At 66.4% G+C, this 13,340-nt stretch carries 16 protein-coding genes; 5 read left to right on the top strand and 11 right to left on the bottom strand.

Translation table 11 applies throughout. The annotated features are described in order from the left end of the window. The first annotated feature begins 3 nt into the window (after positions 1 to 3). Positions 4 to 273 (top strand): oxidative damage protection protein, encoded by a 270-nt coding sequence (locus PV764_RS03130; RefSeq protein ID WP_421116170.1) that lies wholly within the window; start codon positions 4 to 6, stop codon positions 271 to 273. A gap of 171 nt (positions 274 to 444) precedes the next feature. Here the strand turns inward: PV764_RS03130 and PV764_RS03135 are convergent, their stop codons facing one another. From PV764_RS03135 to PV764_RS03180, 10 genes are all read right to left on the bottom strand, one after another. After that, positions 445 to 909 (bottom strand): DUF6491 family protein, encoded by a 465-nt coding sequence (locus PV764_RS03135; RefSeq protein ID WP_019183248.1) that lies wholly within the window; start codon positions 907 to 909, stop codon positions 445 to 447. Between the two features lie 105 nt (positions 910 to 1,014). Beyond that, positions 1,015 to 1,728: a lipoprotein-releasing ABC transporter ATP-binding protein LolD gene (lolD, locus tag PV764_RS03140; RefSeq protein WP_284129574.1), complete on the bottom strand. Its 714-nt coding sequence runs from the start codon at positions 1,726 to 1,728 to the stop codon at positions 1,015 to 1,017. After that, a complete protein-coding gene (locus tag PV764_RS03145) occupies positions 1,721 to 2,962 on the bottom strand; it encodes a lipoprotein-releasing ABC transporter permease subunit (RefSeq protein ID WP_019183250.1) in 1,242 nt (413 codons plus the stop codon). The genes lolD and PV764_RS03145 overlap by 8 nt, the downstream gene beginning before the upstream one ends. Before the next feature lie 23 nt (positions 2,963 to 2,985). Beyond that, the gene (locus PV764_RS03150; protein WP_046273606.1) at positions 2,986 to 3,435 is read right to left on the bottom strand and encodes a hypothetical protein; all 450 of its coding nucleotides are present in this window, start codon (positions 3,433 to 3,435) and stop codon (positions 2,986 to 2,988) included. After that, positions 3,386 to 3,634 carry a succinate dehydrogenase assembly factor 2 gene (locus PV764_RS03155; RefSeq protein ID WP_019183252.1) on the bottom strand — a complete coding sequence of 83 codons (249 nt, stop codon included), beginning with the start codon at positions 3,632 to 3,634 and terminating at the stop codon, positions 3,386 to 3,388. The genes PV764_RS03150 and PV764_RS03155 overlap by 50 nt, the downstream gene beginning before the upstream one ends. Before the next feature lie 193 nt (positions 3,635 to 3,827). Further along, the gene (locus tag PV764_RS03160; protein WP_019183253.1) at positions 3,828 to 4,613 is read right to left on the bottom strand and encodes a succinate dehydrogenase iron-sulfur subunit; all 786 of its coding nucleotides are present in this window, start codon (positions 4,611 to 4,613) and stop codon (positions 3,828 to 3,830) included. Between the two features lie 163 nt (positions 4,614 to 4,776). After that, positions 4,777 to 6,567, bottom strand: coding sequence for a succinate dehydrogenase flavoprotein subunit (gene sdhA, locus PV764_RS03165; RefSeq protein WP_019183254.1), 1,791 nt, complete (start codon positions 6,565 to 6,567; stop codon positions 4,777 to 4,779). Positions 6,568 to 6,598: 31 nt separating this feature from the next. After that, the gene (gene sdhD, locus PV764_RS03170) at positions 6,599 to 6,985 is read right to left on the bottom strand and encodes a succinate dehydrogenase, hydrophobic membrane anchor protein (RefSeq protein ID WP_019183255.1); all 387 of its coding nucleotides are present in this window, start codon (positions 6,983 to 6,985) and stop codon (positions 6,599 to 6,601) included. After that, positions 6,982 to 7,374 carry a succinate dehydrogenase, cytochrome b556 subunit gene (gene sdhC / locus PV764_RS03175; RefSeq protein ID WP_019183256.1) on the bottom strand — a complete coding sequence of 131 codons (393 nt, stop codon included), beginning with the start codon at positions 7,372 to 7,374 and terminating at the stop codon, positions 6,982 to 6,984. Before sdhC ends, sdhD begins: the two co-directional genes overlap by 4 nt. Before the next feature lie 56 nt (positions 7,375 to 7,430). Beyond that, positions 7,431 to 7,604 (bottom strand): DUF1674 domain-containing protein, encoded by a 174-nt coding sequence (locus tag PV764_RS03180; RefSeq protein WP_080114829.1) that lies wholly within the window; start codon positions 7,602 to 7,604, stop codon positions 7,431 to 7,433. Between the two features lie 39 nt (positions 7,605 to 7,643). Between PV764_RS03180 and PV764_RS03185 the strand changes: the two genes are divergently transcribed. Then, positions 7,644 to 8,513: a YgfZ/GcvT domain-containing protein gene (locus PV764_RS03185; RefSeq protein WP_284129576.1), complete on the top strand. Its 870-nt coding sequence runs from the start codon at positions 7,644 to 7,646 to the stop codon at positions 8,511 to 8,513. A gap of 197 nt (positions 8,514 to 8,710) precedes the next feature. Here the strand turns inward: PV764_RS03185 and PV764_RS03190 are convergent, their stop codons facing one another. Then, the gene (locus PV764_RS03190; protein WP_019183259.1) at positions 8,711 to 9,802 is read right to left on the bottom strand and encodes an ABC transporter ATP-binding protein; all 1,092 of its coding nucleotides are present in this window, start codon (positions 9,800 to 9,802) and stop codon (positions 8,711 to 8,713) included. Between the two features lie 354 nt (positions 9,803 to 10,156). Here PV764_RS03190 and zwf point away from each other — a divergent pair, with 354 nt between their 5' ends. From zwf to pgl, 3 genes are read left to right on the top strand one after another with little or no spacing between them, the layout of a single operon-like run. Next, positions 10,157 to 11,596, top strand: coding sequence for a glucose-6-phosphate dehydrogenase (gene zwf, locus PV764_RS03195; RefSeq protein ID WP_019183260.1), 1,440 nt, complete (start codon positions 10,157 to 10,159; stop codon positions 11,594 to 11,596). Then, entirely contained in the window at positions 11,593 to 12,600 is a 1,008-nt protein-coding gene (glk, locus tag PV764_RS03200; protein WP_019183261.1) for a glucokinase, read from the top strand. Before zwf ends, glk begins: the two co-directional genes overlap by 4 nt. Beyond that, positions 12,597 to 13,319 (top strand): 6-phosphogluconolactonase, encoded by a 723-nt coding sequence (gene pgl / locus PV764_RS03205; RefSeq protein ID WP_019183262.1) that lies wholly within the window; start codon positions 12,597 to 12,599, stop codon positions 13,317 to 13,319. Before glk ends, pgl begins: the two co-directional genes overlap by 4 nt. Positions 13,320 to 13,340: the final 21 nt, after the last annotated feature.

The following is a 13,340-nucleotide window of genomic DNA, read 5'->3' on the forward strand; positions in this document are numbered from 1 at the left end:
GCTATGCCCCGCACCGTTTTCTGCCAGTACGAACAAGGCGACGCCGAAGGCCTGGACTTCGTGCCCTACCCCGGCGAGCTGGGCCAGCGCATCTTCAACCACATCGGCAAGCCGGCCTGGGCCGCGTGGCTGGCGCACCAGACCATGCTGATCAACGAAAACCGGCTGTCGCCGCGGGATCCCAAGCACCGTGCGTTCCTGGAAGAGGAACTGGTGAAGTATCTCTTCAGCGGTGGCGCGGAGAAGCCGGCCGGGTTCGTTCCGGAGGCGTGACCGGGTCTGATACCGACCAACGGTCGGTATCTACCGCGAGGATGGGGGACCGCGAAGTTGTTGGCGATAGCGAGGTTGTTGGCGATCGCCAGGTTGTGGCGACCGCGAGGTTATGCCGACCGCGAGATCGCGGTGCATCCTCGATAGGCCTTGGCCGGCCAGCGGCCGGCACTACCGGGTCGGCGCCTGCTGGCCTTCTTCGCGCTCCTGCAGCTGCGCCTGCCGCAGCTCCTGCTCGGAGGCGCGCAGCGCCTTGGTATCGAGCTTGCGGATGCTGCTGATGAAGCACGGCATGTTCATCGGTCCCGGCGTGGGGTCGTGCACCAGCACCTTGTCGAAGCGGGCCGACACACGGCCGACCCGGCTGGTCAGGCCGATCGCCGGGGCGTAGTCCAGCCCCTGGCACGGCCCGGCCAGTTCCAGCAGATAGCCTTCGCTTGGGCGCGTCCACACCGCCAGCGCGCTCTCGCCCAGTTCGGTCCAGCCGGACAACGACCCGTACAACGGCATGTCCTGCTGCGGCGGACCGGCGTGCGCGCGGTAGAGATCAAGCTTCTGCGCGGTGGACAGGCGGCCGGTACTGGCGCACGCGGCCAGCCCAAGGCACAGGGCCGCGATGGCAAGGGTCTGCTTCATGACGCCTCCTGCTGGGGAATGTGCGCCGATCATGCGCCGCCCGGCGTGGTCCCGGCGAGAGGAACCCGCCGGGTGTTCAGCGCTCAGGCAGGCAGCGCTGCCTGCTCAGACCTCGCTGTGGGCCAGGCTGTGCAGCCGCCCTTCGCGCAGTTCCAGCACGCGGTCCAGCTTGCGTGCCAGCGAGCGGTCGTGGGTCACCAGCACCAGGCTGGTGTGGTGCGCGCGGTTGAGCTCGAGCATCAGCTCGAACACGGTCGCGGCGGTCTTGTCGTCCAGGTTGCCGGTGGGTTCGTCGCCGAGCACGCAGGCCGGGCGGTTGACCAGGGCGCGGGCCACGGCGGCACGCTGGCGCTCACCGCCGGAGAGCTCGCCCGGCTTGTGGTCCACCCGGTGCCCCAGGCCGACCGATTCCAGCAACACCTGCGCGCGGTTGCGCGCGTCAGCCACTTCTTCGCCCCCCAGCAGCACCGGCATCATCACGTTTTCCAGCGCGGTGAATTCGGGCAGCAGGTGATGGAACTGGTAGACGAAGCCGAGAGCGCGGTTGCGCAGGCGGCCACGCTGGCTGTCGGACAGGCCGGACATGCGCTGGCCGGCCACATAGACCTCGCCCGCCGTCGGCGTATCCAGGCCACCCAGCAGGTGCAGCAGGGTGCTCTTGCCGGCGCCGGAGGCACCGATGATGGCCACGGTCTCGCCGGCGGCCACGCGCAGGTCCAGCCCGTTGAACACCGGGGTCTGCATGCGGCCTTCGGCATAGGTCTTGGCCAGCGCTTCGGCGCGGATGACTTCCTGGCCCAGGGTGAGTGCTTCATTCATAACGCAGGGCCTCCGCCGGCTGGGTACGTGCCGCGCGCCAGGCGGGATACAGGGTGGCAAGGAAGCTCATGACCAGCGCCACGGCGGTGATCATGATGATGTCCGGGGTCTGCATGTCGGTCGGCAGGCCGGTGATGTAGTACACGTCCTCCGGCAGCAGCTTGACGTTGAACAGCGTCTCGATCGCGCCGAGGATGCGCTCCAGGTTCAAGGTCAGGGTAATGCCACCGATCACGCCCAGCACGGTGCCGAAGATGCCGATCAGCGAGCCCTGCACCATGAACACCTGCATCACCCCGCCCGGGGTCAGGCCCAGCGTGCGCAGGATCGCGATGTCGGCCTGCTTGTCGGTGACCAGCATCACCTGCGAGGAAACCAGGTTGAACGCGCCCATGGCGATGATCAGCGAGAGCAGGATGCCCATCACCACCTTCTCCATGCGCAGCGAGTGGTAGAGGTTGGCGTTCTGCTGGGTCCAGTCACTGACGCGGTAGGCACCGGTCAGGTTGTGGGCCAGATCGACGCCGACGTCCAGCGCCTTGTCCATGTCGTGCAGCTTCAGGCGCACACCGGTGACGCCATCGATGCGCAGCACCTTTTCCAGATCGGCCATGTTGGCGTAGGCCACGCCGCGGTCGACCTCGTTGTAACCGGCCTCGAAGATGCCGCTCACGGTGAAGCGCTTCATGCGCGGGATCGCGCCGATCGGCGTGCCCTGCACTTCCGCCAGGGTCACCAGCACCGTATCGCCCACGCCGACGCCGAGGTAGATCGCCAGTTCCTGGCCCACCAGCAGGTTGTAGCTGCCTGCGGTCAGGCTGTCGAAGCTGCCCTTCTTGACCTTCTGGTTGATGACCGAGACGTTCGGCTCCAGCGCCGGGTCGATGCCCTGCACGATGGCGCCCTGCACGCGGGGGCCGCTGAGCATGGCCTGGATTTCGATGTACGGCGCCGCGCCGGCGACACGCGGGTCCTTTTTCGCCACATCCACCGCATGCGCCCAATCGGCCATCGGGGCGCCGTCGGTGGTGATGGTGGTATGCGCGGTCATCTGCAGCAGCCGGTCGCGGATTTCCTTCTGGAAACCGCTCATGACCGCCAGCGTGGTGATCAGCACGGTCACGCCCAGCGCGATGCCGAGGATCGAGGCCATGGAGATGAAGGAGATGAAGCCGTTGCGGCGTTTGGCGCGCAGGTAGCGCAGGCCAATCGAGACAGGTATGGGTTTGAACATGCAGGTACGCCGGACAATTCAGGCTATGGTGCCACTGCAGGGGGTGAACGGGAAATGCAGTGTGCCCGGACGGCTAGTCGCAGTTCACGTGCCTGCGCCGCCGGAAGGGTATCGGGCCAGAACAGACGCCAGTGGCGACGCCCTTCATACCGCCAGCGGAGCTGCAGCAGCGGGCCGCGGCGACGCATCTGCAGGTCCTCGACCGCCTCCCCATCCACCTGGGCCGGCTCATCATCCAGGGGGATCAGGAAGGCGCAGCCCGGGCCGCGCGCATACCGCCACGCCTCCAGCCACGTGCCCACCATCGCCACCAGGCCCAAGGCCAGGCCCCACGGCGCCGGAAGCTCGGTGCCCCACAGGGCCCAGGGCATCAGCGCGCCCATGGCGATCAGCGCGCGGCACTGCCAGCGCGAGGGGTGCCACTCAAGCTGGCAGGGCGCGGATCCTGGCGATGAGGGCAGCGGGCGCGGCATGCGGGCACTCCTCGTAGCCCATGAACCAGCGCCACAACTTATCGTCCTCGCTTTCGAGCAGGAACAGGAAAACCTCGCGCTCGTCTGTCGGTGCCTGCAGCCAGCAGCGGTCCAGGTAACGGCCGAACAGCTGGTCCAGCTCGCGCATGCCGCGGCGGCAGCGCCAGCGCAGTTTTTTCAGTTCGGTTGCTTCATCCATTTTCTGCGTTTCCAGATAAGGCAAAGCCACGCATGGCGTGGCTCTACCGTTTCGATCATTTTCTGAGACGCCACGCATGGCGTGGCTCAACCGTTTCGATCATTTTCTGAGACGCCACGCATGGCGTGGCGCTACCGTTTCGATCATTTTCTGAGAAGCCACGCATGGCGTGGCTCTACCGGGCACGTCTGGATCAGGCGCGACGCGCCATCATCAGCTTCTTGATCTCGGCAATGGCCAGCGCCGGGTTCAGGCCCTTCGGACAGGTCCGCGAGCAGTTCATGATGGTGTGGCAGCGGTACAGCTTGAACGGGTCTTCCAGCTCGTCCAGGCGCGCACCGGTGTCTTCATCGCGCGAGTCGACGATCCAGCGGTAGGCCTGCAGCAGGATGGCCGGGCCCAGGTAACGCTCGCCGTTCCACCAGTAGCTCGGGCAGCTGGTCGAGCAGCACGCGCACAGGATGCACTCGTACAGGCCGTCCAGCTTCTTGCGGTCTTCGGGCGACTGCAGGCGCTCGCGATCCGGCGGCGGCGGGGTCTGGGTGCGGATCCACGGCTTGATCGAGGCGTACTGCGCGTAGAAGTGGGTCAGGTCCGGCACCAGGTCCTTGACCACGCTCATGTGCGGCAGCGGGTAGATCGGCACTTCGGCCTTGCCGCAGTCGGCGATGGCGCGGGTGCAGGCCAGCGTGTTGGTGCCGTCGATGTTCATCGCGCACGAACCGCAGATGCCCTCACGGCACGAACGACGGAAGGTCAGGGTCGGATCGATCTCATTCTTGATCTTGATCAGCGCGTCCAGAACCATCGGGCCGCAGGCGTCCAGATCGATCTCGTACGTATCGGTGCGCGGGTTGCTGTCGTCGTCGGGACTCCAGCGGTAGATCTTGAAGGTGCGGGTGTTCTTCGCACCGCTCTTGGCGGGGAAGTGCTTGCCCTTTCCGATCTTGGAATTCTTGGGGAGGGAAAACTCGGCCATGGCTGTTCTCGTTGGCTCAGGCGGCTCGCGCTGCGGTGCAGGCGCGGGTAGCACGGAAGATGAGGAAGTCGACACCACCGGCCAGCGGCGCACGCGCCACCCCACCCTTGCGGGGGACGGCGGTCGCGGGCGCTGCGTGGACGGAGGTCATGCCGCAGGTCTCTTAGTAAACGCGCGGCTTGGGCGGGACGACGTCCACGTCCTTGCTCAGCGTGTACATGTGGACCGGGCGGTAGTCGAACTCGCACTTGCCGTTCTCGTCGACGTTGACCAGCGTGTGCTTCTGCCAGTTGACGTCGTCGCGGTCCGGGAAGTCCTCATGCGCATGCGCGCCGCGGCTTTCCTTGCGCTGTTCGGCCGAGTTGATCGTCGCCACCGCGTTGAGCAGCAGGTTGTTCAGCTCGTAGGTTTCGATCAGGTCCGAGTTCCACACCAGCGAACGGTCGGAGACCTTGACGTCCTGGAAGGAGTCGAAGATCTCGGCCATCTTGGCGCAGCCCTCTTCCAGGGTCTTGCTGGTCCGGAACACCGCCGCGTCGTTCTGCATGGTGCGCTGCATGCGATCGCGGATGACCGAGGTCGGGGTGTCGCCGTTGGCGTAGCGCAGCTTGTCCAGCAGGCCCAGCGCCTTGTCGCACGCATCGGACGGCAGGGTCTTGTGCGGCGCGCCGGACTTGATGGTCTCGGCACAGCGGTTGGCCACCGCACGGCCGAACACCACCAGGTCGAGCAGCGAGTTGGAGCCCAGGCGGTTGGCGCCGTGGACCGACACGCAGGCCGCTTCGCCGATGGCGTACAGGCCCGGCACGACGGCATCGGGGTTGTCGCCGACCTTGCGCACGACTTCGCCGTGGTAGTTGGTCGGGATGCCACCCATGTTGTAGTGCACGGTCGGGATGACCGGGATCGGCTGCTTGTGCACGTCCACGCCGGCGAAGATGCGGGCGCTTTCGGCGATGCCCGGCAGCTTGTCGTCGATGACGCCCGGGCCGAGGTGGGTCAGGTCGAGCAGGATGTGATCCTTGTGCTCGCCGACGCCGCGGCCTTCGCGGATCTCGATGGTCATCGAACGCGACACCACGTCGCGCGAGGCCAGATCCTTGTAGTGCGGTGCGTAGCGCTCCATGAAGCGCTCGCCGTTGCTGTTGCGCAGGATGCCGCCTTCGCCACGCACACCTTCGGTGATCAGGCAGCCCGCGCCGTAGATACCGGTCGGGTGGAACTGCACGAACTCCATGTCCTGCATCGGCAGGCCGGCACGCATGACCAGACCGCCGCCGTCGCCGGTGCAGGTGTGGGCCGAGGTGGCGCTGAAGTAGGCGCGGCCGTAGCCGCCGGTGGCCAGCACCACGCCGTGGGCGCGGAACAGGTGCAGCGAGCCGTCGGCCATGTCCAGCGCGAGCACGCCGCGGCAGACGCCTTCGTCATCGAAGATCAGGTCGAGCGCGAAGTACTCGATCATGAAGCGCGCGTTGTGCGCCAGCGACTGCTGGTACAGCGTGTGCAGCATGGCGTGGCCGGTACGGTCGGCGGCGGCGCAGGTGCGCTGCGCGGACGGGCCTTCGCCGTACTTGGTGGTCATGCCACCGAACGGGCGCTGGTAGATCTTGCCCTCTTCGGTACGGCTGAACGGCACGCCGTAGTGTTCCAGTTCGATGATGGCCGGGATCGCTTCGCGGCACATGTACTCGATGGCGTCCTGGTCACCCAGCCAATCCGAGCCCTTGATGGTGTCGAAGAAGTGGTAGCGCCAGTCGTCTTCGCCCATGTTGCCCAGCGCGGCGGAAATACCGCCCTGCGCGGCCACGGTGTGCGAACGGGTCGGGAAGACCTTGGTCAGACAGACCGTCTGCAGGCCCTTGGCGGCAAGGCCGAACGTGGCGCGCAGGCCAGCACCGCCGGCGCCGACCACGACCATGTCGTACTTGTGTTCCGTAATCTTGTAAGCGGACATCTAATCTGGATTCCTGTCTTGGTGCCTGGACTCAGGCGACGCCGAGCGCGATGCGGGCGACCGCAAAAACACTGACGATCCCGCCGAGCACGGCGATGAACTTCACCGTGGTCTGCAGCGCCAGGGCCAGCAGCGAATTGTGGATGTAGTCTTCCAGCACGACCTGCAGGCCGAGCTGGGCATGCCAGAACATCGCGACCAGGAAGCCGACCAGCAGCACCGCGTTCCACGGCTTGGACACCGCGTCGGTCGCGGTCACGTAATCGGCGCCGATCAGGCTCAGCACGAACACCAGGAACCAGATGGTCAGGCCGACCAGCGCGGTGGCGGTCAGGCGCTGCATCACGAAGTGCTCGGTACCGGTCTTGGCAGCGCCAAGGCCACGCACGTTCTTCAGCGGGGTACGGTACTTGTTCATGCGGCCGCTCCCATGAAGACGTAGGCCCAGACCAGGGCGGTGATCACCAGGCTGGCGAAGACCGAGACCCAGCTGCTGCGCACGAAGGCGGGAATGGAGAAGCCGATCGCGAAGTCCTGCACGATATGGCGGATGCCATTGCACAGGTGGTAGGCGAAGGACCAGGTCCATGCGAACAGGAACAGCTTGCCGTACCAGCTGCCGGCATGGCCGGTGAAGCAGTTCCAGGATTCAGGACCCATCATCAGGGCGAGCAGGCCGCCGGCAATGATCAGGGCTCCAACAGACAGAAAGATGCCGGTGGCTCGATGCAGGATCGAGGTGGCCATCTGAATCTGCCAGCGATACACCTGAAGGTGCGGGGAAAGGGGACGTTCTCTGGCGGCCATTCGCTGGGCTCGTTGTCTCGGCTGGGCGGCGCAATGCCGCGTTGGCTCAATGCTGATCAGAAATCGATGCAGCGTCCGTTTTTCTCCCAATCTCCGTACCGCACCGGATCAAGTCCGCCGCGGCCGCCGATTTCCAAAGGCAATGCCGGGGTCTCGGGAAGCGGTTGCTCCTCGGGTACCAGCGTGCCTTCAGCTTCAGAATCTGGAGAGGGGGTTGTTTGGCCTATCATGGGTGGTCTCGCAACGCACAAATTTTAGACCCCGTTCACGTGCCTGACAACCTGCCCTCCGATTTCGCCGGCTTTTCGCGCCTCCCCGGTCACCAGCTGCTCAGTCTCAGCGGTGCCGATGCGGCCGCGTTCGCCCATGCCCAATTCTCCAGCGATGTCACCGCCCTGCCCCTGCGGCATTGGCAGTGGAGTGCCTGGCTGACGGCCAAGGGCCGCGCCATTGCTGTGTTCCAGCTGTTGCGGCTGGACCAGGAGCGCATCGTGGTGGTGCTCGCCGATGGCGACGCCGATGCGATTGCGTCGCAGTTGCAGCGTTTTGTCTTCCGCCGCAAGGTGCGGATCGAGGTCCGCAATGATCTTGCCGTGGCGGCAAGCTTCACCGCGCCGGAATCGGCCTCCGGCCGCGCGATTGCGCAACTTGGCGGCGAAAACATCGAATTGGACCTGGGCAGCGACGCACTTCCGCGCAGCCTGCGCATCGGTTCCGCCGACGCCGTGGCGACCCACGCCGACAGCGCGGATATCGCGCTAGCCTGGCGCCAGGCCGATCTGCGCTACGGCCTGCCCCGCCTGGATGCCGATCAGCGCGAACAGTGGACGCCGCAGCAGCTGGGCCTGGACCGCCTGAACGGGTACAGCGTCAAGAAAGGCTGCTACCCGGGCCAGGAAATCGTGGCCCGCACCCACTTCCTGGGCAAGGCCAAGCGCGCCCTGCAGCTGCTGCGGGTCGTGGAGGGCACGACCAGCGGCACGCAGGTACATCAGAAGGACGCAGCGATCGGCACGGTGGCCTCGGTGGCCGGTGATCTGGCCCTGGCGGTGCTGCCGCTGGAGATCGCGCCGGAGCCGTTGAGCGTCGGCGGAGTCCAGGCCGCCCACCTGCCGTTGCTGGATGGTCTGGCGCGGTAGACCCGGTAGGCATCGACCGTTGATCGATGCGGTACGCCATGAACGTTGATGGGTGTGCGTGGAGCCGGCCAGCGGCCGGCACTACCGGATCTGGTGGAACTGCCCGATCTGGTGGCACTACCGGATCTGGTGGCACTGCCGGATTCGGGCACGGGTAGTGCCGGCCGCTGGCCGGCAACCCCGTACCCGTCCGCGCCTTACGCGTCGTTCAAGCGCTCGCCGGTCTCTGCATCGAAGAAATGCAGGCCCTGCGGATGGATCGCCACGCGGATCGGCTCGCCGACCGACGGCAACCCCTGCGGTGCCACGCGCATCACCAACGGCTGGCCGCCACTGGTCATGTTGACGAAAATCTCGTTGCCGACCGGCTCGATGCCATCGATCATCGCCTCGAACGCCGTCGCATCCCCGGCCGCAGCCGGCTGCAGATGCTCCGGGCGCACGCCCACGGCGATCGCCTTGCCGACCCACGCCTGATCGATCCGGGCCTGGCCCAGCGGCGCGGTCAGCCCGGTGTCCTGCACGGCATAGCCGCTGTCGGTGCGCTGCAGGGTGCCGCGCAGCACGTTCATCGCCGGGCTGCCGAGGAAGCCGGCCACGAACAGGTTGGCCGGGCGGTCGTACAGCGCCATCGGGGTATCGATCTGCTGGATCACGCCATCCTTGAGCACCACGATGCGCTGGCCCAGGGTCATCGCTTCCACCTGATCGTGGGTCACGTAGATCATGGTGGTGCCCAGCTTGCGGTGCAGCTGCGCGATTTCGGTCCGCACGCTGTGGCGCAGCTTGGCGTCCAGGTTGGACAGCGGTTCATCGAGCAGGAACACCGCCGGCTCGCGCACCAGCGCGCGGCCCAGCGCAACGCGCTGGCGCTGGCCGCCGGACATCGCCTTGGGCAGCTTGTCGAGCATCTCGGTCAGGCCCAGCGTTTGGGCCGCCTCACTGACCCGCTTGCTGATCGTGGCCTTGTCGTGGCCGCGCAGCTTCAGACCGAAGGCCAGGTTCTCGGCCACGGTCATGTGCGGATACAGCGCATAGCTCTGGAACACCATGGCGATGTCACGATCCTTGGGTGCCACGTCGTTGACCACGCGGTCGCCGATCGTCAGCGTGCCGCCACTGATTTCTTCCAGGCCGGCGACCATGCGCAGCAGTGTGGACTTGCCACACCCGGACGGCCCCACCAGCACCATCAATTCACCATCGGCCACTTCGAAGGTCGCGCCCTGCACGGCCACCTGACCGTTGTCGTAGACCTTGCGAACGCCCTGCAACTGCACTTTTGCCATATCACCATTCCAGTCCGCCCGGTCTCCGGGCTGTTATGCGGAACTGCCTTCGGCCCTCCCGATGGCAGGTCGATGGCGTGGTGCCGCATGACGGCGACCACTGCAATCGAATACAGTCTGCGCATTCTGCCATGTAAACGTTTTCACGTGGCACTATCCGATAGTCGGCCGTGACCTGGATGCCGGGGAGGATGCGATATCCCCCACGACACCGGGTTGGCAGGCCATCATGCCGGGCGGAATCCATGGGGCGTGCTGCACCTGCAACAAGCAGACAACGGACCCCGCCCGACCCCCGAGAACATAGACGAGAAGCGATTGACAACGATGTCACCCGGATCTGAAACTCGAGCGATGCACGACACCCTTTTCCTGTTTGGCGCCACAGGTGACCTGGCCCAGCGCTACCTGTTCCCCTCGCTGCTGCGATTGCTGGGCGACGGCCTGCTCCCCGAAGACTTCAAGGTTCGTGCGCTGGCGTTGTCGCCGCACGACACCGACGCCTTCCGCGAGATCCTGCGCCCGCGCCTGCAGCAGGCCATGCCGATGGCCAGCCAGGACGATATCCACTCGCTGCTGCAGCGCATCGATTACCGCTCGGTGGACCTGCGCAATCCCGAGTCCGTGGCCGAATCGGTCCACGACCTGGTCGACCGCAACTGCGTGAGCTACCTGGCGATCCCGCCGGGCCTGTACATCTCCACCTGCGAAGGCCTGGCCAAGGGCGGCGCGCTGGCCGCCCCGCACCGCCTGATGCTGGAAAAGCCCATCGGCAGCGACAGTGCCAGCGCCGAGGAGATCATCTCCACCATCGGCCAGTGGATCGACGAAGACCGCGTGTTCCGCCTGGACCACTACCTGGGCAAGGCCGCGGTGCAGAACCTGATCGCGCTGCGCTTCGGCAATACGCTGCTCGAGGCGGTCTGGAACCGCAACTACATCGAATCGGTGCACATCCTGGTGGCCGAGAGCGAAGGCGTGGATGGCCGCGATGCGTACTACGCCCGCTCCGGCGCGCTGCGCGACATGGTCCAGAGCCACATCCTGCAGCTGCTGTGCCTGGTCGCGATGGAACCGCCGGCGTCGCTGGAAGCCGACCGCATCCGCGACGAAAAAGTCAAAGTGCTGCGCGCCCTGCGCCCGCTCGATGCCAAGCATGCCGCGCGTGACAGCGTGCGGGGCCGCTACACCGCCGGCACCATCAACGGCCAGCCTGCGCAGGCCTACCAGCCGCCGGAAGGCAGCGATGTGGAAACGTTCGCCGGCGTCACCGCGCATATCGACAACTGGCGCTGGTCCGGCGTGCCGTTCCACCTGGTCACCGGCAAGCGCCTGGCCGAGCGCACCACCCGCGTGGTGGTCACGCTCAAGCCGGTCACGCATTGGCTGTTCGAGCGCCCGCACCGCGGCAATGCCACCCCCAACCGCATCACCTTCCAACTGCAGCCGCAGGAAAACATCGAGCTGGGCCTGATGAGCTCGCTGGCCGGCCCGGAATGGGGCGCGCTGGAACTGCATCCGCTGGAGCTGGAGCTGTCCGTGCCGACCGGCCTGCACCGCCGCATCGCTTATGAGCGCCTGTTCCTGGATGCCTTCAACGGCAACCATGCGCTGTTCGTGCGCGATGACGAAGTGCGCGCGGCCTGGGCGTGGATCGACAGCGTCAGCGATGCGTGGAAGGAAGCCAAGCTGCCGTTGCAGCCCTACCCGGCCGGTCAGTGGGGTCCAGAAGAAGCCGCAGGCTTCCTGCCTGCCGACGCCGATGCCGACGCAACCCGCGGTGGCCAGGCATGACGGTGTTGTCCCAGCCGGTCCTTGTCGCGGATATCGGCGGTACCAATGCACGCTTCGCCCTGGCCGATACCTCGCTGGCCGCGCCGCTGCAGCAGGACAGCATCCGCGAATTCGCGGTCGCTGACTTCCCCTCGCTCGGTGAAGCCGCACGGCACTACCTCGAGCAGATCGGCGCTGAAGCCAAGCGCGGTGTGTTCGCCGTGGCCGGCCGTGTCGACGGTGACGAGGCGCGCATCACCAATCACCCGTGGGTGATCTCGCGCATCCGCACCGCGCACATGCTCGGCTTCGACGACCTGCACCTGATCAATGACTTCGCCGCCCAGGCGATGGCGATTTCGCTGCTGCAGCCGCAGGACGTGATCCAGGTCGGCGGCGCGGCGTGGGTGCCGGGCAAGCCGGGCCAGCCGCGCAACTACGCGGTGATCGGCCCGGGCACCGGGCTGGGCGTGGGCGGGCTGATCCTGCGCCATGGCCGCTGCTATCCGCTGGAAACCGAAGGCGGCCACGTCAGCTTCCCGCCGGGTACGCCGGAAGAAATCCGCATCCTGGAGATCCTGTCCGAACAGTTCGGCCGTGTCTCCAACGAACGCCTGATCTGCGGCCCCGGCCTGGTCAACATCCATCGCGCCGTGTGCGAGATGGCCGATATCGACCCGGGCCAGCTGCAGCCGGTGGACGTCACCGCGCGGGCGCTGCATGGCGACCCGCAGGCCATGCGCACCGTGGATGTGTTCTGCGCGGTGTTCGGCGCGATCGCTGGCGATCTGGTGCTGATGCAGGGCGCCTGGGATGGCGTGTTCCTGACCGGCGGGCTGGTGCCGAAGATGCTCGATTCGCTGCAGCACTCCGGCTTCCGCCAGCGCTTTGAACACAAGGGCCGCTTCTCTTCGATCATGTCCAAGGTGCCGTCACTGGCCGTGATGCACCCCAGCCCCGGCCTGCTCGGCGCGGCCGCGTATGCGGCGGATGTGGAACGCGATCTGCCGGGAGGCACTGCATGAATACCCTGGATACGTCCGAACGTTTCACCTTGATCCGCCACGGCGATGCCGATGGCTGGATCGAGGCCGTCGCCGCGGAAATGGCGGCCGAGCTGAACCGCGACATCGCCGAATTCGGCCGCGCGCGCATGCTGCTCTCCGGCGGCACCACGCCGGCACCGGTCTACCAGGCGCTGGCCGAGCTGGACGTGCAATGGGACCGGGTGGAAGTGAGCCTGGTCGATGAGCGCTGGCTGTCGCCGCAGGATCGCGACAGCAATGCCTGGCTGGTGAAGGAGAGCTTCCTGACCCGTGCCGAAGGCGCGCATTTCGATCCGCTGGTGCGGGTCGGCAAACCGCTGCCCGAGTGCGTCTACAGCGCCAACCTGCAGGCCCAGCACAGCCAGCGGCCGTGCCTGAGCGTGCTCGGCATGGGCAACGACGGCCACACTGCGTCGCTGTTCCCGGGGTCGAAGGACCTGACCCGCGCACTGGAAAGCACCCTGCCCTACGCGGCGCTCGATGCCACCGGCTGCCCCGGTGCCAACCAGTGGCCGCTGCGCATCACTCTCACCCCGCACGGCTTGAAGCAGAGCCGCCAGCGCCTGCTGCTGCTGCGCGGCAAGCAGAAGCTGGAAGTGCTCAAGCACGCGCTGGAAAGCAACAATCCGCAGCTGTATCCCATCCTCAACGCGATCGATCTCGACGGCGCGAAACTGCGCGTCCACTGGTGTGACTGAGTTGCCCCGGTGTTGTTCCGT

Source organism: Stenotrophomonas sp. AS1 (assembly GCF_048957655.1).
GTDB classification, from domain to species: Bacteria; Pseudomonadota; Gammaproteobacteria; order Xanthomonadales; family Xanthomonadaceae; genus Stenotrophomonas; species Stenotrophomonas bentonitica_A.

What these genes read in the sequence shown, in the direction of transcription:
- PV764_RS03145 (WP_019183250.1), bottom strand. Translation starts at nt 2,962, where the DNA reads ATGTTCAAACCCATACCTGTCTCGATTGGCCTGCGCTACCTGCGCGCC.
- sdhC (WP_019183256.1), bottom strand. Translation starts at nt 7,374, where the DNA reads ATGGCCGCCAGAGAACGTCCCCTTTCCCCGCACCTTCAGGTGTATCGC.
- pgl (WP_019183262.1), top strand. Translation starts at nt 12,597, where the DNA reads ATGAATACCCTGGATACGTCCGAACGTTTCACCTTGATCCGCCACGGC.
- PV764_RS03135 (WP_019183248.1), bottom strand. Translation starts at nt 909, where the DNA reads ATGAAGCAGACCCTTGCCATCGCGGCCCTGTGCCTTGGGCTGGCCGCG.
- PV764_RS03190 (WP_019183259.1), bottom strand. Translation starts at nt 9,802, where the DNA reads ATGGCAAAAGTGCAGTTGCAGGGCGTTCGCAAGGTCTACGACAACGGT.
- lolD (WP_284129574.1), bottom strand. Translation starts at nt 1,728, where the DNA reads ATGAATGAAGCACTCACCCTGGGCCAGGAAGTCATCCGCGCCGAAGCG.
- sdhD (WP_019183255.1), bottom strand. Translation starts at nt 6,985, where the DNA reads ATGAACAAGTACCGTACCCCGCTGAAGAACGTGCGTGGCCTTGGCGCT.
- PV764_RS03180 (WP_080114829.1), bottom strand. Translation starts at nt 7,604, where the DNA reads ATGATAGGCCAAACAACCCCCTCTCCAGATTCTGAAGCTGAAGGCACG.
- glk (WP_019183261.1), top strand. Translation starts at nt 11,593, where the DNA reads ATGACGGTGTTGTCCCAGCCGGTCCTTGTCGCGGATATCGGCGGTACC.
- PV764_RS03150 (WP_046273606.1), bottom strand. Translation starts at nt 3,435, where the DNA reads ATGCCGCGCCCGCTGCCCTCATCGCCAGGATCCGCGCCCTGCCAGCTT.
- zwf (WP_019183260.1), top strand. Translation starts at nt 10,157, where the DNA reads ATGCACGACACCCTTTTCCTGTTTGGCGCCACAGGTGACCTGGCCCAG.
- sdhA (WP_019183254.1), bottom strand. Translation starts at nt 6,567, where the DNA reads ATGTCCGCTTACAAGATTACGGAACACAAGTACGACATGGTCGTGGTC.
- PV764_RS03155 (WP_019183252.1), bottom strand. Translation starts at nt 3,634, where the DNA reads ATGGATGAAGCAACCGAACTGAAAAAACTGCGCTGGCGCTGCCGCCGC.
- PV764_RS03130 (WP_421116170.1), top strand. Translation starts at nt 4, where the DNA reads ATGCCCCGCACCGTTTTCTGCCAGTACGAACAAGGCGACGCCGAAGGC.
- PV764_RS03160 (WP_019183253.1), bottom strand. Translation starts at nt 4,613, where the DNA reads ATGGCCGAGTTTTCCCTCCCCAAGAATTCCAAGATCGGAAAGGGCAAG.